This window comes from Nisaea sp., assembly GCF_965216895.1.
In the GTDB taxonomy this organism is placed as follows: domain Bacteria; phylum Pseudomonadota; class Alphaproteobacteria; order Thalassobaculales; family Thalassobaculaceae; genus Nisaea.
Window position 1 is genome coordinate 456071 of record NZ_OZ244205.1, and the last position, 17398, is coordinate 473468.

Annotated in this window: 19 protein-coding genes; 4 read left to right on the forward strand and 15 right to left on the reverse strand. The window is 64.0% G+C overall.

The features are described 5' to 3' along the window. The first annotated feature begins 98 nt into the window (after positions 1 to 98). On the forward strand, positions 99 to 284 hold the full coding sequence (gene rpmF / locus ACOOE1_RS02130; RefSeq protein ID WP_292880541.1) for a 50S ribosomal protein L32: 186 nt from the start codon (positions 99 to 101) through the stop codon (positions 282 to 284). A 106-nt stretch (positions 285 to 390) separates the two neighbouring features. Continuing rightward, positions 391 to 1272: an isocitrate lyase/PEP mutase family protein gene (locus tag ACOOE1_RS02135; RefSeq protein ID WP_420404696.1), complete on the forward strand. Its 882-nt coding sequence runs from the start codon at positions 391 to 393 to the stop codon at positions 1270 to 1272. A 126-nt stretch (positions 1273 to 1398) separates the two neighbouring features. Here ACOOE1_RS02135 and ACOOE1_RS02140 read toward each other — a convergent pair whose 3' ends face one another. The 5 genes from ACOOE1_RS02140 to ACOOE1_RS02160 all read right to left on the reverse strand — a co-directional run bounded on the left by ACOOE1_RS02140 (position 1399) and on the right by ACOOE1_RS02160 (position 7447). Then, entirely contained in the window at positions 1399 to 3720 is a 2322-nt protein-coding gene (locus ACOOE1_RS02140; RefSeq protein WP_420404697.1) for a molybdopterin-containing oxidoreductase family protein, read from the reverse strand. Between the two features lie 155 nt (positions 3721 to 3875). Next, on the reverse strand, positions 3876 to 4991 hold the full coding sequence (locus ACOOE1_RS02145) for a malate/lactate/ureidoglycolate dehydrogenase (protein WP_420404698.1): 1116 nt from the start codon (positions 4989 to 4991) through the stop codon (positions 3876 to 3878). Continuing rightward, positions 4991 to 5746 carry an HpcH/HpaI aldolase family protein gene (locus tag ACOOE1_RS02150; protein ID WP_420404699.1) on the reverse strand — a complete coding sequence of 252 codons (756 nt, stop codon included), beginning with the start codon at positions 5744 to 5746 and terminating at the stop codon, positions 4991 to 4993. The genes ACOOE1_RS02145 and ACOOE1_RS02150 overlap by 1 nt, the downstream gene beginning before the upstream one ends. 13 nt (positions 5747 to 5759) lie before the next feature. Then, positions 5760 to 6731 carry a hydroxyacid dehydrogenase gene (locus ACOOE1_RS02155; RefSeq protein ID WP_420404700.1) on the reverse strand — a complete coding sequence of 324 codons (972 nt, stop codon included), beginning with the start codon at positions 6729 to 6731 and terminating at the stop codon, positions 5760 to 5762. A gap of 23 nt (positions 6732 to 6754) precedes the next feature. Continuing rightward, positions 6755 to 7447 (reverse strand): RraA family protein, encoded by a 693-nt coding sequence (locus ACOOE1_RS02160; protein ID WP_420404701.1) that lies wholly within the window; start codon positions 7445 to 7447, stop codon positions 6755 to 6757. A gap of 119 nt (positions 7448 to 7566) precedes the next feature. On the opposite strand from ACOOE1_RS02160, the gene ACOOE1_RS02165 reads away from it, so the two are divergent. Beyond that, positions 7567 to 8004, forward strand: coding sequence for a methylglyoxal synthase (locus ACOOE1_RS02165; protein ID WP_420404702.1), 438 nt, complete (start codon positions 7567 to 7569; stop codon positions 8002 to 8004). A 194-nt stretch (positions 8005 to 8198) separates the two neighbouring features. Here the strand turns inward: ACOOE1_RS02165 and ACOOE1_RS02170 are convergent, their stop codons facing one another. Beyond that, positions 8199 to 8618, reverse strand: coding sequence for a DUF6285 domain-containing protein (locus ACOOE1_RS02170; protein ID WP_420404703.1), 420 nt, complete (start codon positions 8616 to 8618; stop codon positions 8199 to 8201). Continuing rightward, positions 8611 to 9645: a phosphotransferase family protein gene (locus ACOOE1_RS02175; protein WP_420404704.1), complete on the reverse strand. Its 1035-nt coding sequence runs from the start codon at positions 9643 to 9645 to the stop codon at positions 8611 to 8613. Before ACOOE1_RS02175 ends, ACOOE1_RS02170 begins: the two co-directional genes overlap by 8 nt. A gap of 206 nt (positions 9646 to 9851) precedes the next feature. Here ACOOE1_RS02175 and ACOOE1_RS02180 point away from each other — a divergent pair, with 206 nt between their 5' ends. Further along, positions 9852 to 10205 carry a RidA family protein gene (locus ACOOE1_RS02180; protein WP_420404705.1) on the forward strand — a complete coding sequence of 118 codons (354 nt, stop codon included), beginning with the start codon at positions 9852 to 9854 and terminating at the stop codon, positions 10203 to 10205. Between the two features lie 5 nt (positions 10206 to 10210). Here the strand turns inward: ACOOE1_RS02180 and ACOOE1_RS02185 are convergent, their stop codons facing one another. The 8 genes from ACOOE1_RS02185 to ACOOE1_RS02220 all read right to left on the reverse strand — a co-directional run bounded on the left by ACOOE1_RS02185 (position 10211) and on the right by ACOOE1_RS02220 (position 17342). Beyond that, positions 10211 to 10696: a protein-tyrosine phosphatase family protein gene (locus ACOOE1_RS02185; RefSeq protein ID WP_420404706.1), complete on the reverse strand. Its 486-nt coding sequence runs from the start codon at positions 10694 to 10696 to the stop codon at positions 10211 to 10213. A 47-nt stretch (positions 10697 to 10743) separates the two neighbouring features. Beyond that, positions 10744 to 11526 carry an ABC transporter ATP-binding protein gene (locus ACOOE1_RS02190; RefSeq protein ID WP_420404707.1) on the reverse strand — a complete coding sequence of 261 codons (783 nt, stop codon included), beginning with the start codon at positions 11524 to 11526 and terminating at the stop codon, positions 10744 to 10746. A 10-nt stretch (positions 11527 to 11536) separates the two neighbouring features. After that, positions 11537 to 12415, reverse strand: a complete 879-nt coding sequence (locus tag ACOOE1_RS02195) for an ABC transporter ATP-binding protein (RefSeq protein ID WP_420404708.1) — start codon at positions 12413 to 12415, stop codon at positions 11537 to 11539. Beyond that, positions 12412 to 13341, reverse strand: coding sequence for a nickel transporter permease (gene nikC / locus ACOOE1_RS02200; RefSeq protein WP_420404709.1), 930 nt, complete (start codon positions 13339 to 13341; stop codon positions 12412 to 12414). The genes ACOOE1_RS02195 and nikC overlap by 4 nt, the downstream gene beginning before the upstream one ends. A gap of 13 nt (positions 13342 to 13354) precedes the next feature. Further along, on the reverse strand, positions 13355 to 14416 hold the full coding sequence (locus tag ACOOE1_RS02205) for an ABC transporter permease (protein WP_420404710.1): 1062 nt from the start codon (positions 14414 to 14416) through the stop codon (positions 13355 to 13357). A gap of 21 nt (positions 14417 to 14437) precedes the next feature. Continuing rightward, positions 14438 to 16045 carry an ABC transporter substrate-binding protein gene (locus ACOOE1_RS02210; RefSeq protein ID WP_420404711.1) on the reverse strand — a complete coding sequence of 536 codons (1608 nt, stop codon included), beginning with the start codon at positions 16043 to 16045 and terminating at the stop codon, positions 14438 to 14440. 183 nt (positions 16046 to 16228) lie between these two features. After that, positions 16229 to 16723 carry an acyl-CoA thioesterase gene (locus tag ACOOE1_RS02215; RefSeq protein WP_420404712.1) on the reverse strand — a complete coding sequence of 165 codons (495 nt, stop codon included), beginning with the start codon at positions 16721 to 16723 and terminating at the stop codon, positions 16229 to 16231. Positions 16724 to 16727: 4 nt separating this feature from the next. Further along, the gene (locus ACOOE1_RS02220) at positions 16728 to 17342 is read right to left on the reverse strand and encodes a LysE family translocator (RefSeq protein WP_420404713.1); all 615 of its coding nucleotides are present in this window, start codon (positions 17340 to 17342) and stop codon (positions 16728 to 16730) included. Positions 17343 to 17398 lie beyond the last annotated feature (56 nt).

A 17398-nucleotide genomic window follows, 5' to 3' on the forward strand; every position in this document is an offset into this window, starting at 1 on the left:
GGTTTTTCCCTTGCAACCGCTTCGGAAACCCACTAAGACAGCGCCCCTGAGATTGCACCGTCGGTGCATCTAACGCCGACGAACTGAGGATAAGAACGATGGCTGTTCCTAAGAGGAAAACGACCCCGTCCAAGCGCGGTATGCGTCGTGCTCACGACCGGGTGAAGTCGGATACGTATGTGGAAAGCCCGGATACCGGTGAGCTGCACCGTCCGCACCACATCGATCTGAAGACCGGCATGTATCGCGGCCGCCAGGTTCTGAAAGTCAAAGACGCTTTCTGAGACCGGCACGGATACGTGTTGCGAAGAGGCCCCTTCCGAGGGGCCTTTTTCCGTTTCGGGTCCGGCGCTATCGTCTCTTCCGGCTATGTGCAAGGGGGAGGAACGAATGGGGCAGGCAACCAGGTTGCGGGAACGATTGTCGGAGTCTCGGATCCTGACGATTCCCGGCTGTTTCGACGCCATGAGCGCGAAGCTGGCGGAGCAGGCAGGCTTTGAGGCGGTCTATGTCAGCGGTTACGCGGTGAGCGCCACCCAGATCGGCCTGCCGGATGCGGGGCTGCTCTCCTACAAGGAAATCCTCGACCAGGCGCGGGACATCGCCGGTGCGGTCTCGCTGCCGCTGATCGGTGACGCGGACACCGGCTTCGGCAATCCGGTCAATGTCCGGCGCACGGTGAAGGGGTTCGCCGATGCGGGCATCGCCTGTGTCATGCTCGAGGATCAGGTCTTCCCGAAACGCTGCGGATTCGCCAAGGGCGTCGAGGTCGTCTCGCGGGGGGAGGCGACGGCCCGGTTGCGCGCCGCCCTCGACATGCGGGACGAGATCCGGGCGGGTGGCGGAGACATCCTGATCCTCGCCCGTACCGACAGCCGGGTCGCCGAGGGGCTGGAGGAGGCGCTCTGGCGCTGCGAGGCCTTCGCCGACATGGGCGCCGACATCGTTTATTTCGAGGGCCCGCAGGACCGCCGCGAGATGGAGGAACTCTGCCGCCGTGTCGCGGTCCCGAAACTGCTCGCCCAGCTCGAACGGGAAGGCCGGCCCTGGCTCAGCCCCGGCGAGGCCGAATCGGTCGGCTATGACTGCCTGCTCTTCGGCGTCACCCTGCTCAACGTCTCGCTCCGCGCCATGCGCGACGCGCTTTCCCTGATGGCGAGCGGCGCGCATCCGGGCCCGGACCGGCTGCTCACCTTCGAGGAACTCTACGAGACGGTCGGATTCGACTGGTATTACGACCTGGAGCAGAGATACGGGCCGGAAGGGCGCTAACCCGCTCCTCACATTCCCGTCGTCATTCTCCTGCAGGTGAGGACTCAGGAAGACGGCCGCGATCCCGGGATCCCCGGGGCCCCGCGTATGCGGTAAGGACGAAGAGCTATAGAACGCGATCGTTTCCTAGATCTTCCGCACATCGCACCAGGAACAGCGGAGCGGGATCGAGCCGCTGACCGGGTCGGCGCGGTCGGTGGCGACGGCGCCGTTCAGGTTTGCGGCGAGCGGTGCGCCGGGAGCGGCGTCCGCGATGGTCCAGCCGTGCTGGGCGAACACCGCGTCCGGTGCGAGTCCCCTCGCCAGCTTGGCCCGCGCGCGGAAACTCCCGGCTTTCGTCGATATCTCCAACCAGTCGCGCTCCGCGATGCCGCGCGCTTCCGCAAGCTCCGGCGACATTTCCAGGATCGGGTCCGGCTGCAGGCGGCGGAGCGAGGGAATATTGCGGTGCTGGCTGTGGCAGTAGACGACGGTCTTGGCCGAGCCGAGACGAAGCGGAAACGGTGATTCCGGTGGCATGGGAAGTTCCGAGGGATCGAGCGCCGGCACCGGGTCCTGGCCATGGTCCAGGAACTGCTCGGAATAAAGCTCCACCAGCCCGCTCGGGGTCGGGAATCCGGCGGTCAGGTACGGTTTTTCCTGAACGTTGCCGTCCAGCGTGATGCCTTCCGGCGCGGCCCGCAGTCCGGCGACGTCGAGCCCTGAGGGCGCGAGCATGTGGTCGTGGCCCCTGTCGGCATCGCAGTCGAACATGATCTCAGAAAGGCCGAGACGGCGGGAGAGGTCCAGGACGATATCGGTATCGCTGCGTGCTTCTCCGACCGGGGCAACGGCCGCCGGGCGAAGCTGAACCTTCCGCATCCCCTCCAGGCTGGCATCGAAACCGGTGCGCAGTCCCTCGCGTTCCCAAGAGGTCGCGGCAGGAAGCACGATATCGGCACATTCCGCGCTCGCGTTCAGGAAGAAATCCGTGTGGACATGGAATTCGAGCTTGCCGAAGGCCGCTTTGGCGCGGGCCGTGTCCGGCTGCGACGCCAGCGGATTGCCGCCGAAGGAGAACAGCATGCGGACGGGATAGGGGGTGCTGTCCAGCACGGCGCGATAGACGTCGCGCGCCGTTACCCAGCCGTGCCGACCGGGGCCGAGTGGACGCTCACGAAGGCCAAGCGCCTTGGCCCGCTGCGTCTCGGACAGCAGATCCTGTCCCGAGATATCGTTGAAGCGCGCCGCCCCGCCCGGAATGTTTCCGCCGGTGGCGCCGTAATGGCCGGTGAGTGCGTAGAAGCTGGAGATCGCCCGGTCTGTCTGGGTCGCCGTCACACTCTGACCGACGCCGTTCCAGGCGTAGTAGGCGACGGACGCGCTCCCGTTCAGGATCTCAGCCGCCTTGCGCAGATCATCGGCCGGGACGCCGGAGAGTGCCTCGACCTGCTTCGGCGTGTAAGGCTCCGCGGCGTCGCGCAGGGTCTGCAGTACGGTGCGGCATTGGATGGTGCCAGACCGGCCCGGGATTTCGTGGCTGCCGAGGAGGTCCGCCCCGTCGGGATCGTCCAGCCAGACTCTCGCAGCCGCGTCATAGCGCAGCAGCGCCGCTCCGTCGGGACTCGCGGCGAGCAGGATGTCGTCACGGCCTTCCGGCACGACATCGCTCTCGCGCAAGAGGCGTCCGCTTTCCGGGTGGACCAGCAGCGCGGCATTGCACCAGCGCCGGGCAAAGGCCCGGTCGAAGGTACCGCTTTCCAGCTGAAGGTTGAGCAGGCCGAGCGCAACCGCCTGGTCGGTCCCGGGACGAAGCCTGAGCCAGGCATCGGCCCGACGCGCATACATCGTCGGCCGCGGGTCGATCACGACAAGTTTGGCGCCCCGTCGGATGGCCTTCTGCACCTCGATCGAGCGGGCGAGCCAGGTGGCGGCGGGATTATGGCCCCAGAGCAGCACGCAGTCGCTCCGTGCGAAGTCGGGCGTGCCGATATCTGTGCCGTAGGTGAAGCGCGAGGCGAAGTCCTTGTGCCAGTTGCAGATTTCCGTGCCATAGATGGTGTTCGGGCTGCCATAGGCGCGGATGAATCGTTCAATCCAGGAGATCGCGTCGGAGATATGCGTACCGCTCGGCGTGGTGACGGAGAAGGCGACCTGCTCCGGCCCGTGATCGTTCCTGATCCGCGCCATCTCGCCCGCGATCTCGTCCAGCGCCTCGTCCCAGGAGATCGTCTCCCAGGTCGGATTTGCCGCGCCTTTCGGCGAGGTCCGACGCAGCGGCCGGGTCAGCCGGTCAGGGTGGTAGACCAGCTCCGGTGCGGCGAGACCCTTCGGGCAGAGCCTGGCGCCGCTCGGGTGCTCCGGCAGCGGCTCGATGCCGCGCAGTTCCCCGTCGTCGACCAGTGCCGTGCAGCCGCAGCGGGAGCGGCACTGGGTGCAGAAGGCGGGAATGCGTGTCGGCTCGGGCATGGCGGCTCGTGTATGGGGCGTGCGACGGGCGAAGGGCAGGGTATCCGGAACCCATTGTTTACCGTCATTCCCGCGCGGGTGGGGACCCGGGGAAGACGGACGCGTCTCTATGGTCTCTGGGTTCCCTCCTGCGCGGGAATGACAATGTGTTCAAATCATGAGCCGAGCGTTTCCAGCTCGTTCTCCGAGAACCCGAGTTTGCGCGCGGAGGCGAGGATGTCGTCCCAGACCTCCGGTGCCAGCGGCAGGCCGCCGGCGCTGCGTTCCGCCAGCGTCATCCGCTCCTTCTCGCCCGGCACCAGGACTTCCGCGACACCTTCCGCGGGACGGGTGTTCTTCACGAAGGTGATGTAGCTGCGGATTTCGTCCGCCATGACGCCGCCGCTGTCCATCCGGTCCGGGTCGATGAAAATCGACAGCATGCCGTTGCAGAACGGCCGCCGTTCCGGCTCGTCCGGGCCGCCGGCGCAGCCGGAGCCGGTGAGGGCGCCGGCCATCATCTCCATCATGAAATTAAGTCCGGAGCCCTTGTGCCCGCCGAACGGGGTCAGCGCGCCGGGACCGCCATAGGGCTCCGGCGCCTTGCCCTCCGGCACGTCGCCATAGAGCGGCCAGGGATCGTTCGTCAGCTTGCCCTCGGCGTCGATCAGCGAGCCCTCGGGCAGGGCCTTGCCGCCCTTGAGCGCGACCAGGGCCTTGCCCTCGGCGACGGTGGAGGTGGCGAAATCGAGCACCACCGGATCGCCGCCCCTGACCGGAATGCCGATGCAGAAGGGCGAGGTGCCCATGCGCCGTTCGCGCCCGCCGAACGGGGCGACGAGCAGCGAGCCGCGGACATTGACCATATGGATGGAGGCGATGCCGGCCGCGGCCGCGCGCTCGGCCCAGTCGCCGATCCGCCCGAGATGTCCGGCATCGCGCAGCGCCGTCAGGGCAAGGCCCTGCGCCTTCACCTTCTTCAGGCCGAGATCGACGGTCTGCTCGCCGACGCTCTGACCGAAGCCGTATTTGCCGTCGACGATCGCCATGACCTCGTTTTCCATGACGATCTCGATGGTCTGGTTGATCTTCTGTCGCCCGGCCTCGATCCATTGCAGGTAACGCGGCACCCGAATCACGCCGTGGCTGTCATGGCCTCGGAGATTGGCCCCGGTCAGGCGCTCGGCGATATCCGAGGCCTCTTTTTCCGAACAGCCGGCGCGCGCGAACATCGCACGCACCAGTCTGATCATGACCTCCGGGGCGACCCGGATCTCTTTGCTTCCAGCCATCAGCCACGCATCGCCGAAACGGCTGCGCCCGCGGCTGCCGAATAAAGCCGCACGTCGTTACCGAGGGTGACCAGGTCGAAACCTTCGGACAGCATCTGCTTGGCATAATCGGTCGCAAGGCAATGGATACCGACCTTGATACCCGCGTTCTTCGCGGCAACGCGGATCTTCCCGATCGCCGTCAGCATTTCCGGCTCGGTACGGTCGAGGCCGGGCATGTGGCCGAGGGAGATGGCGAGGTCGCTCGGGCCGATATAGAGCCCGGTCAGGCCCGGCGTCGCCGCGATCTCGTCCACATTGGCAAGTGCCTCCTCGGTCTCGATCATCGCCAGCGTGGCGACCGTCTTGTTGGCGCGCGTGTGGTAGTCCTTGCCGTAGATCATGCCGGCGCGGGTCGGGCCGGAGGACCGGAAGCCGTCGGGCACGTAGTTGCAGATGCCCACCAGTTTCTCGGCGTCGGCGCGGGTATTCACCATCGGGCAGATGACGCCGAGCGCACCGGCGTCCAGCAGCTTCATGATGATGCCGGGCTCGAGCCAGGGCGGCCGCACGATCGGCGTCGCGTCGGAGGCGCTCATGGCCTGCAGCATGGTAAGCGCCATCTGATAATCGACCAGGCCATGCTGGAGGTCGATCGTGACGGAGTCGAAATCCTGCGCCGCCGTGATCTCGGCAGTGAAGGTGTTGGGAATGGACAGCCAGGCGTTGATCACGCCCTTGCCGCTGTCGAAACAGTCTCTCAGTCTCGTCTTCATGGCCGCCTCTCCCTCAGAGCACTTGCTTGTTGATGATCACATCCGGGTTCGCCTTGCCGTCCAGGACATTCAGCACGTTTTCCGCGGTCTGATAGGCCATGCGCAGGATCGACTGCTCGGTTACGCCGGCGCTGTGCGGGCTGACGATGATGTTGTCGAGCTGGAACAGGGGGTGATCCGATTTCGGCGGCTCCACGGCAAAGACATCGAGGCCGGCGCTGGCGATGTCGCCCGAACTCAGCGCGTCGAAGAGCGCCTCCTCGTCGATCAGGCCGCCGCGGGCGGTATTGACGAGGACCGCCGTTTTCTTCATCGACTTGAGCTGTGCCTTGCCGATCATGTTCACGGTCTCGGTGTTCTTCGGGCAATGCAGGGTGACGAAATCCATCTCCGGCAAGACGGCGTCGAGGTCGGAGACAGGCGTGCAGCCGGCCGCCTCGATCACCTTGTCGTCGACATAGGGATCCAGCACCGAGACCTTCATGTCGAAGGCGAGGGCCCGCTTCGCCGTCCTTGAGCCGATCCGGCCAAAACCGACGATGAGCAGGGACTTCTCGGCTATGTCCTGGGCGCCCATCCCGAGCTTGATCCAGAAATTGTCGTTTCGCGTGGCATGGTCGAAGGCGACGCTTTGCTTGGCCAGCGCCAGGATCATGAACATGGCATGCTCGGCAACCGAAACCGCGTTCGAGGTCGCCGCGACGCAGAGTGGAATGCCGCGTTCGGTCAGGCAGTCGACATCGACGGAGTCGTAACCGACACCATGGCGCGAGACAACTTTCAGCTTGGGCGCCGCCTCGATGACCTTGCGCGGGATCTTGGTGGTCCGCACCGCGATCGCATCGGCCTTGCCGACATGGGCAAGGAGTTCTTCCTCGCTCGGGAGTTCGAGCACGGTGGTTTCGATGTCGTCGCGCGCATCGAACTGCGATTGGCCGACCTCGTGGAGCGTGTCGACCACGAGTACGTGATACTTGTTATTCATGGGAATTCTTCCGGACTAGCGATTCAGTGGATTTCGGCGGCGCCGGCCATTGCGGCCTTCAGCTTGTCGATGTTGAAGTCGGGCGCCTTGGCGGCGTCGAGGATCACCTTTTCGCGGCGTTCCAGCATCGCGATGGCCTCCGGCAGCTTTTTCACCGCTTCGGCCGGAACCACGACCGCTCCGTGCCGGTCGGCATGGATGATGTCGTTGTGGTTCACCGCCATGCCGCCGACATTGACGGGCACGCCGAAATCGACCGGATGCACCCAGCCGTGGCTCGGGCCGACCTTGCCGCCGAGGATCTGGAAGCCCCTGGCGGAGGCATCGATGTCGCGGAAGGAGCCGTTGGTGACGCAGCCGAGGCAGCCGAGGCCCTTGTGGACCGTCGTGTTGACTTCGCCCCAGAAGGCGCCGAAGCCCGGCTCGGGGTCGAGATCCTGCAGTACCACGATGCGCGGGCTCTCGCCTTCGGCGACATAGGTGTAATAGGCGGCGCGGGTGGCCCGGGCATCGCCCTGCGGCGGTGTGACGGCGCGCATCGTCGCGGTGCGGGCATAGCCGCAGATCGGGGGCAGGGACGGATCCAATGCGACCAGCGGCATGGTGGTGAAGCCGATCGTGCGGCGTTCCGGCATGACCACTTCGAGGCCGTTGCAAATCGTGGGGGTATCCCACTCCGTCAGCTTGCGCAGATCGGATTCAGTAATTTCGGACATGTCCTCCCGTCCCATATCGGTTGTTTACACTGGTGCTTTTTCTTGCAGCCTAGCGGGCGTCGGGGGGACAGTGTAGCGCGCATTTGGAAACTATCTTGCCGGGCGGGGGAGCGGATTGCATGAACAGTAACAAGCGGATCGGGCTGATTGCCCATGATGCCCGCAAGGCTGCGCTGCGGGATTTCGTCCGGACGCATGCCTCGAAGCTGCGGGCGCACGAGCTTGTCGCCACCGGTACGACGGGCCGGATGATCGCGGAGGAAACGGGGCTCGAGGTTCGGCGCTTCAGCAGCGGGCCGCTGGGCGGCGATCAGCAAATGGGCGCGCTGATTGCGGAAGGCGGCCTCGATATCCTGATCTTTTTCACCGATCCCATGACCACCATGCCGCATGATGTCGACGTGAAGGCGCTGGTCCGGCTTTGCACGCTCTACAATGTCGTTCTTGCCTGTAATCAGGCGAGCGCCGATTTCGTGCTCGCCAGCACGCATTTCGACGCGCCCTACGAGCGGGCGGTGCCGGATTACGAGCGCTACATCAACCGGGAGATCTCCTGAGCGGGAGACAGTGTCGTTGCTGCATCGACTCGCGGTCTCGCGGGGCGAATCTGTTGCCGATACGCATCAGAAAATGCTTACATTCTCGAGGGTTATGCGGTCGATCAATCTGCTTAAGTCGTTTTGATTTAGGGGGTTAGGTGAGTACTTTAATCCGGATGATTATCTTGCGTTGAATCGATTTTTTGCATCATTCAGTTCGGTGTCGGCTGGGAGTATTCCCGTGCGGCAAGAAACTTCGGATTGGAGAGCTTCAGCTTTTCCTCGACGAGCACGGTCAGCACCTGCTTTACGGATCCGGTCAGGTCCTTGTCGTAGACACCTTCGCGCAGCTCGCGCGCGAGATCGCGGCTGAGCGCGTCGAGGCGGCACAATGCATCCTCGCCTGATCGCGCCACATTGTCTTCTCCGTAGAGCGCTGCGAAAGCATCCAGCACACGACGGACCGGTGCCGTTTCCTCGTCCGCCTCGAGCTCTCTGACGGCGATGGCGAGTGCGCTGGCGATCATCAGGCCAATATATTTCCGGTCGCCCGAGAGGTCGGGCAGTATCTCCGCCTGGAAACTGTCGAGCGCCGTCTCGACGAGCGCCTTGCGTCCCGGGGCTTCATACATGGGTCTTGCTCCGTTCGATTTCCGCGACCTGTAGCAACACGTCGAGCTCCATCTCCGCAGCCTTGCGGCCGGTCAGAGCGAGCTCGATGGAGCGCTCGGCGCCGGAATTGTGCCGTTCGCCCTGCAGCAGTGCGATCGTGCCCCAGCGAACGGTGGCGAGGACCTCCCAGAAGGGGACATTGTCCCAGTCGAGCGGTCCGCCGGCTTGTTCCTCGTATCCCGCATAGAGATCGGCGCGGCTTCCGACACCGCCGGCCTCCCGCTCGTCGACCCCGAAGCGCCAGCAACGGGCGCAGAACCAGCCGATATCCTCGAGCGGGTCGCTCCAGCCGGCGAATTCCCAGTCGAGCACTGCGGTCAGGCGGCCTTCCGCGACCATGTAGTTACCGGTGCGAAAATCGCGGTGGCAGAGCGCGGATGCTCCCGCCGACGGCTTGTTGAGCTCGAGCCAGCGGAGTCCCCATTCGAGTGCGGGATAGGCTTTCGGCAGGCTGTCGAGGAAACCGTAGAGCTCGGAGATCCTTTGCGCGGCCGGATCGGCCGGCGGAATGCCGAGGAAATCGAGATCCGCGCGCGGTGCGCGGATCGCGTGCAGCTTCGCCATTTCTCGGCCGATCTGCCGCGCCAGTTCCCGGCGTTGCGGGTGCATGCTCTCGTCCCGCGTCAGGGCCCGGGGGCTGGCGGTGCCGGCGGCTGCGCGCATGACGTAGAAGGGCTTGCCGATGACCGTGCCCGCGGCTTCGAGCGCAAGCGGCTCCGGCACCGTCATACCGGCCTCGAACCCGGCGGAGAGCAGGCGGAATTCCTCCGGGCGGCCGTGGCTCTCGTCGACGCCGGAAGCGGCATCGGTCCGCAGCACGACACGATCCGTTCCGCCGAGAGTGCCGCCGGAGGCCGAGATTTCCAGCAGCCAGTTTTCCTGGATCGCACCACCCGAGAGCAATTTCTGTCCGGTGATCTCGAAGTTGTCGGCTCCCGTTTCGGAGCGCAGCCAGTCGGCCAGTGCGGCGCGCGTTTCCGCTTTCATCGTGTCCCGCTTGTCCCTCGCTCCGGCGGGAGTCCCCCGCACCTGTCCGGCCCGATTAAGCCGGGCGATGGCGGTCATTGCAATGCCCGAATGGGCGCGTTCGTTGTTCCCGCACCGGCACGGGTGAGATTGGCGGATGACTCTATGCGGAGGGTGCCACGCGCCACTATGCTGCGGTTTCTTTCAAAGCTTGAGGAGCGAGGAATATGGGAATCACGCGCTATCGCACGGGCGACCGGATGAGCCAGGTTGTGGTCCACGGAAACACTGTCTACACGGCGGGACAGGTCGCCCAGAACGCGCCGGGCGCCAGCGTCGCCGACCAGACAAAGGACATCCTGGCCGCGCTCGATGCCCTGCTGGCGGAGGCCGGCACGGACAAGTCAAAGCTGCTCACGGTGACGATCTGGCTGAACTCGATGGACGATTTTGCGGAAATGAACGCGGTCTGGGATGCGTGGGTGGTTCCGGGCAACACACCGTGCCGCGCCTGTGTCGAGTCGCCGCGTCTCGCCAGCCCGAAATACACCGTCGAGATCATGGCGGTCGCCGCGCTCTGATCCGGTCAAACGGCGCCGGCGCTCTTCGCCCAGTCGAGTTGCGCCGCCGTTTCGATCGTACCCGGCCGCGCCGCGCGGACGATGCCCACCGCCTCGTCCGGCGGCGCGCCGCAGGCCATCAGCAGCCGTGCCGCGATCATGCCGCTGCGTCCGAATCCGGCGCGGCAGTGAATCACGATTCTTCCGCCATTTTTCAGTCGTTCGACGAGGATGGTCTCGATCGACCTCCACGCCTCGGTGTCCGCTGGTGAGGGGATGTCGAAATCCTTGATCGGAAAGTGAGTCCAGTTGAGCATGTGACTGAGAAACGCCTCCCGCAGCCCGGGCGTTCCGAGGTCTCGTAACTCGGCGTCGGTTGCGAGCGAGAGAACGGTATCTATGCCGTTCCGGGCAATGATCTGCACGATATCCTCGTCGGCCGGGAGCGGGCCGATATAGAGACTGCCGGAGGTGCCGGGAACGGGGATTTCGGTGTAGCCGAGAGTTTGCATCCGCAGACTCTAAGCCGACAGTTGTAAACGCAAGATGAATTGCACGGTCAATCGAACGATTCCATCTTCGCGGCCGCAGCGCGGTCGTAGCCCAGACTTGCCCGCAGCAGCTGACGCGTATAGGCCTCCCGCGGCTCGGAGGCGCGGAGCTGCGCCACGGTGAGTTCCTCGACGATCCGCCCTGCATTCATCACCGCCAGCCTGTCGCACATATGGGCGATGACGGAGAGGTCATGGCTGACCAGAACGAAGGTCAGGCCGCGATCCCTCTTCAGGCGCTGCAGCAGATTGAGGATCTCCGCCTGGACCGAGACGTCGAGAGCCGAGGTCGGCTCGTCCAGAAGCAGGATTTCGGGCTCAAGGATGAGCGATCTTGCAATGGCGACGCGCTGGCGTTGGCCGCCGGAGAGCTGGTGCGGGAAGCGGAACCGGAAGGTCGGGCCGAGACCGACGGCGACGAGGACCTCTTTTACACGGTCCTCGATGCCGGACATGCCGTGGATCTGGCAGGGCTCGCTCAGGATGCGGTCGACGGTGTGGCGTGGATGGAGCGATCCGTAGGGGTCCTGAAACACCATCTGGACGCGCTTGTAGAACGGTCTGTCGCGGGCTGCGCCGAGTCGTGTGCCGTCGATCTCGATCGTGCCGGCCCAGTCCGGGTTCAATCCGCTCACGGCGCGCAGCACGGTCGACTTGCCGGAACCGGACTCGCCGACGAGCCCGAAGGTCTCGCCCTGCTCGACGGAAAAAGAGACGCCGCGTACGGCATGGACAATGTCCTCGCCCGCGCCGAAGCGGACATCGAGTTCGGAAACGTTGATCAGCGCCATAGAGCCGCTCTCACTTGAAATAGGCATCGACACCGGATTCGGTCTTCCAGCTTTCCTGGCGCTCCAGCACCGGCAACGGCCCGGGCTCGCGATCGAGCCGGGGCAGCGAATTCAGCAATCCCCGGGTGTAGGGATGCTTCGCCTGGTCCAGTTCGCTCGCCTTGCAGGTCTCCACGATTTGTCCGGCATACATGATGATCACGCGGTCGCAGAAAGAGGCGACGAGGTTGAGGTCGTGGGAGACGAACATCAGGCCCATGCCGCGCTGCGTCACGAGATCGTCGATGATCGCGAGCACCTGCATCTGCACCGTTACATCGAGCGCCGAAGTCGGCTCGTCCGCGATCATCAGGTCCGGATCGGGGATCAGCATCATGGCGATCATGATGCGCTGGCCCATCCCGCCCGAGACCTCGTGCGGGTGGAGTCCGAGGACTCGCTCGGGATCCCGGATCTTGACCGCAGAGAGCATCTCCAGCGCGCGCGAAATGGCCTCGCGTTTGGAGGCGCCGGTATGGACCCGGTAGGCCTCCGCGATCTGCTCGCCGATGGTCATCACCGGATTGAGAGAATATTTCGGGTCCTGCATTACCATGGAGATGCGATCGCCCCGGATCTGCCGCATCTCCTTTTCCGAGAGCTTCATCAGATCCTGGCCGTCGAACTCCATGCGTTTGGCCGTCACCACCCCGGGCGGGCGGATGAGACGCAGCACGGAGCGGCCGGTCATGGTCTTGCCGGACCCGGACTCGCCGACGATGCCGACCTTCTCGCGCCCGACGGAGAAGCTGATATTGCGCACCGCGTCGACGATCCCGGTGCGGGTGTGGAAACGGACGGAGAGGTCCTCAACGGTCAGGAGCGCTCCGTTATCCCCGGGGCCGCTCATTGGCCGCTCCGCGGATCGAGAATGTCACGCAGTCCGTCGCCGAGCAGGTTGAAGCCGAGGCTGACGATGAAGATCGCCAGACCCGGCATGGTCGCGACCCACCACTGGTCGAGCAGGAACTTGCGGCCGGCGGAGATCATTGCGCCCCATTCCGGGATCGGCGGCTGGGCGCCAAGACCGAGGAAGCCGAGACCGGCGGCGGTCAGGATGATGCCGGCCATGTCGAGGGTGACGCGGACGATTACCGACGAGAGGCAGAGCGGCATGACATGGCCGGCAATGATGCGGGCCGGGGAGGCGCCCTGCAGGCGGATCGCGCTAATGAAGTCCTGGTTGCGGATGGTCAGCGTCTCGGCCCGGGCGAGGCGCGCATAGGGCGGCCAGGAGGTGATGGCGATGGCGAGTACCGCGTTCTCGATCCCCGGGCCGAGCGCGGCGACGAAGGCGAGCGCGAGCACCAGGCGCGGGAAGGCGAGGAAGATGTCCGTCAGGCGCATCAGGACGGTATCGAGCCAGCCGCCGGCATAACCGGCCAGCGTTCCGATCACGAGCCCGAGGACGGGCGCCGTGGCGGCGACGAGCGCGACGATATAGAGCGTGATGCTGGCGCCGTGGATGATCCGGCTCAGGATATCGCGGCCGAGCTCGTCCGTGCCGAAGAGATGGCCGGGCGCGCCGGGCGGCAGCAAACGGTTCTGGAGGTTCTGCGCCAGCGGGTCATGCGGCGCGATCCAGGGCGCCAGTGCCGAGAGCAGGATCAGCAGGACGAGGATGCCGAGCCCGATCATGGCAAGCGGATTGCGCGAGAGCGACAGCCAGCCGAGATAGAACTGCACCATCCGGGCCTGCCATCGGGAGGCCGGTGTGTCCGTGGTCAGCCAGGCCTTGAGGCCGGGAGCGGGGCTTTGAGCGATTTCTGCGGTCATGTTCGGGCTCCTGCTAGCGGGCGCGCGGATCGACGAGCCGGTAGAGCAGGTCGGACAGCAGATTGAGGCCGACGAAGACGGCGCCGACCACGACGGTGCCGCCGAGCACCGCGCTCATGTCGGCCGAGAGCAGCGCGTTGGTGATGTAGAAGCCGAGGCCCGGCCAGGCGAACACCGTTTCCGTCAGCACCGAGCCCTCGAGGAGCTGGGCGTAGGAAAGCGCGATCACCGTGATCAGCGGCACCAGGACGTTGCCGAGTGCATGGCGCCAGATCACCTGGGTTTCCGAGATGCCCTTGACCCGGGCGGTGGTGATGTATTCCTGACTCAGCTGCTCGAGCATGAAGCTGCGGGTCATGCGGCTGATATAGGCGATGGAGTAGTAGCCGAGGACGGCCGCCGGCAGCACGATATGTGACACCGCGTTGGCGAAGATTTCCAGATCGCCGGCGATCAGGCTGTCGATCAGGATTGCGCCGGTGACCTGCGGAATCATGCCCTCATAGAAGATGTCGAGACGGCCCGGGCCGCCGACCCATCCGAGTACTCCGTAGAATACGAGGAGGCCGATCAGGCCGAGCCAGAAGACCGGCATGGAATAGCCGAACAGACCAAGCACGCGGACCACCTGGTCCGGCCAGCGGCCCTGGTTGACGGCGGCGAGCACGCCCATCGGTATGCCGAACAGGACGCCGAACAGGGTCGCGATGGTGGCGAGCTCAAGCGTTGCCGGGAAGACGCGCGCGATATCCTCGGCGACCGGGCGCGCGGTCAGCAGCGAGGTGCCGAGATCCCCTCTCAGGACGTCGCCGAGATAGTAGGCGAACTGGATATAGAGCGGCTGGTCGAGCCCCATCTCGAGGCGGGCGGCCTGATAGATCTCCTCGCTCGCCTTGTCGCCGACCACGGCGAGTACCGGGTCGATCGGCATGACGCGGCCGATGACGAAGGTGACGAAAAGCAGGCCAATAAAGGTGACGCAGACGGTCAATACCGTCTGCAGTACAGCCCGCAAAAAACGAGGGGAGAGGGACAGTGCCCCTCTCCCGACGGTGTTGGATGTATTCAGTGCCATGTGGCAGCAGCGCTCCGGCTGTTACTTCTTGACCGTCCAGTAATAGACGGAACTTACCGCGCTTCCGGTGTGGAATCCGGTGATATGCGTCTGGATGGCCGTTTGCTCGATTTTCTGGAGCATGATCACGAACGGACTGGATTTCTGGTGGTCCGCCTGAATCTTGCGGTACATCTCGACCCGGGTGTCACGATCGCTCTCCTGCACGGCCGCCTCGGTCTCCTTGCTCATTTCCGGAATGTCCCACGCGTTCCGCCAGGCGAGCTTGCCGGTGTTCTTCGCTTCGAACGCGTTGTCCGGGTTGTGGGCAAAGGTATCGGCATTGGTGTGCGGATCGGGATAGTCCGGACCCCAGGCGCCAAGATAGATCTCGTGCTTCCGGGCGCGATAGACGCCGAGTGTCTGCTTGCCGGTACCGACTTCGAGTGTCGCTCTGATGCCGGCTTGGGCCCAGATGTTCTGCAGAGATTGTGCGATCTCGAGCCGTTCCTGGGCATTGCGGACATAGATCTTCACGTCGAATCCGTCGGCATGGCCGGCTTCGGCGAGCAGGGCCTTCGCCTTGTCGACGTCCAGCTTGTAGGGCTTGTCGTGCAGTTCGCCAAGGTAGGTCAGCGGAAGAAACGCCTGATGCACCACATACTGGCCGTTCAGGAAGCTGGTTGACATTCCCTCGTAGTCGACGAGCCACTTGAAGGCTTCGCGGACCTCGGGTTTGGAGAGGATCGGATGTTCCTGGTTGAGCGCGAAATACATGATCCGACCGCGCAGATCCTCGTCGATGCGGACATCGTCGTTGCCGGAAAGGCCCGCCACGTCGTCGGGTGAAAGGTTGCGGGCAACGTCGACGTCGCTCTTTTCGATCAGCAGGCGCTGCGTGGCTGATTCGGAGATGTGGCGCACGAAAACGCGCTTCATTTCCGGCTTGGCCCGCCAGTAATTCTCATTTGCCTCAAGTACATAGTTCTCGTTCGGCTTCCAGCCGCGCAGGGAATAGGCGCCGGAGCCGGCCGAGTTGGTCTTCAGCCACTCGTAGCCCATGTCACCGTCTTTTTCGTGCTCCATCACGAGTTTCATGTCGACGATATTGCCGATGGTCGCGGTCAGGCAGTTGAGGACGAAGGAGGCTGCGTATTTCTTGTCCGTCTGAATCGTCAGCGTCATATCGTCGACGGCCTTGATCTTTTCCTTCACGTTTTCGGCGGTGAAGCCGAACTGGGTCAGGATGAAGGACGGGGTCTTGTTCAGGATTACCGCGCGCTGCAGCGAAAAGGCAGCGTCGTGGGCGGTAACCGGGTTGCCGGAATGGAACGTCACACCCGGACGCATCTTGAACGTGTACTGAGTGCCGTCCTCGCTGATGGTCCAGCTTTCCGCCAGACCGGGCACATAGCCCCCGGATAGGTTCGTCGGGTCGAATGCAACAAGGGTGTCGTAGACATTCTGCGCGAGGTCGCCGCCCGAGAACTCGAAGATCTCCGCCGGATCAAGTGAGACGATGTCATCGATGGTGGCTGCGATCACCAGCGTGTCCGATGGGGTCCCGGCGTAGGACTTCCCGCCTGAGACGGGGAGAGCTATGGAAGCGGCAAGCGCCGCGACCGCGAAGCTCTTTGCCAATGCGTTCATGTGAAGCCTCACAATATTTGCCTGAGCTTGAATGCTTTTCCACGATCCGGAACGGATCGGGATGATGAACCCTAGTCCCAGCACACGGCGATCTCAAACACTTGTTGGTGACGGTCCGGGCAATTCTTTCAGTTGCGAGACGGCAAGCCGCGGAAAGCGCGCAAAGAAAGATCTCCCAAGCTTTCAGCTCTGCTCGGGATGATCGAGGGCGATGATGGCAGCCCTGAGTTCCGGCGGAATCGGCGCTTTCTTACCGGTCGCGTTCACGATCAGGACGAAGAGCTGGGTCGACCAGTTGCAGCAGCCCTGTTCGTCCCAGGTCGCATATTCCATCACCATGCTGGTGTTGCGCATGGAAACCGTCCGGCCGGTTATGCAGATCGGCGTGTGGTAGGAGAGTCCGCGGATGTACTCGGTCTCGAGATGCTTCATCACCGGCCCGGGCACGTTCATCGCGTGCCGCGGATGACCGAGGACCTCGAAATAGATGTTCCGGAGGCTCTCGTACCAGGAGAGATAGGCGGTGTGGTTCACATGGGCGAAGCCATCGCAATCCCGCCACTCCACGAGTTTCGGGATCGCGAAGCTCCATTCTTCCGGAATGTGGAAGCGCGTGCGGAGTCCATCCGTGACGGCGTAGTCGGAAAGGGAGCCGTGTCCGCCCAGGGTGTCACTCATCTCTTCAGCGCTCCAGAAACGCGACTCGGATACCGAGGAATATCAGCAGCCCGCCGAAGACACGGTTGACCAGCTTTTGCCCACGCTCCAGTACCCGGCGGACGATGCCGGTGTCGAGCGTGAAGACGAAAAAGACCCAGAAGGCGGCGCTGACACCCATCATGATGGCGACGAGCAACAGGGTTGTGCCGGTGGCGGTCTCCGGCGTGATCACCATGGTGAAAACCCCGAGATAGAACAGCGTGCCCTTCGGATTGAGAATGTTGTTGAGGAAACCCTGCAGGAACCAGCGCTGGTTGACCGCGCGCGGCTCCAGGTGCTTGACCGAAAGCCTGGTTTCGGTCGCGAAGAAACTCATGATGCCAAGATAGATCAGATAGGCGGCACCGGCATATTTCAGGATGTTGAATGCCAGGATGCTCTGCGAAATCAGTAGGCCTATGCCGATCGCGCAATAGGTGATGTGCACCATGTTGCCCGTGAGGACTCCGAGGGAAGACTTTAGGCCGGCCGCGCGCCCCCCGATAATCGTGTTGCGCATCACGATCACCATGTCCGGCCCCGGGCTGATCATGATCAGCATGGTGATGCCGAGAATAACGAGGATCTGGTCGATCATGGCGTATTCCTCTGTATGTGCCCGCTGCAGAGGCTAGCCGGAGCCGGCCCGGCTGA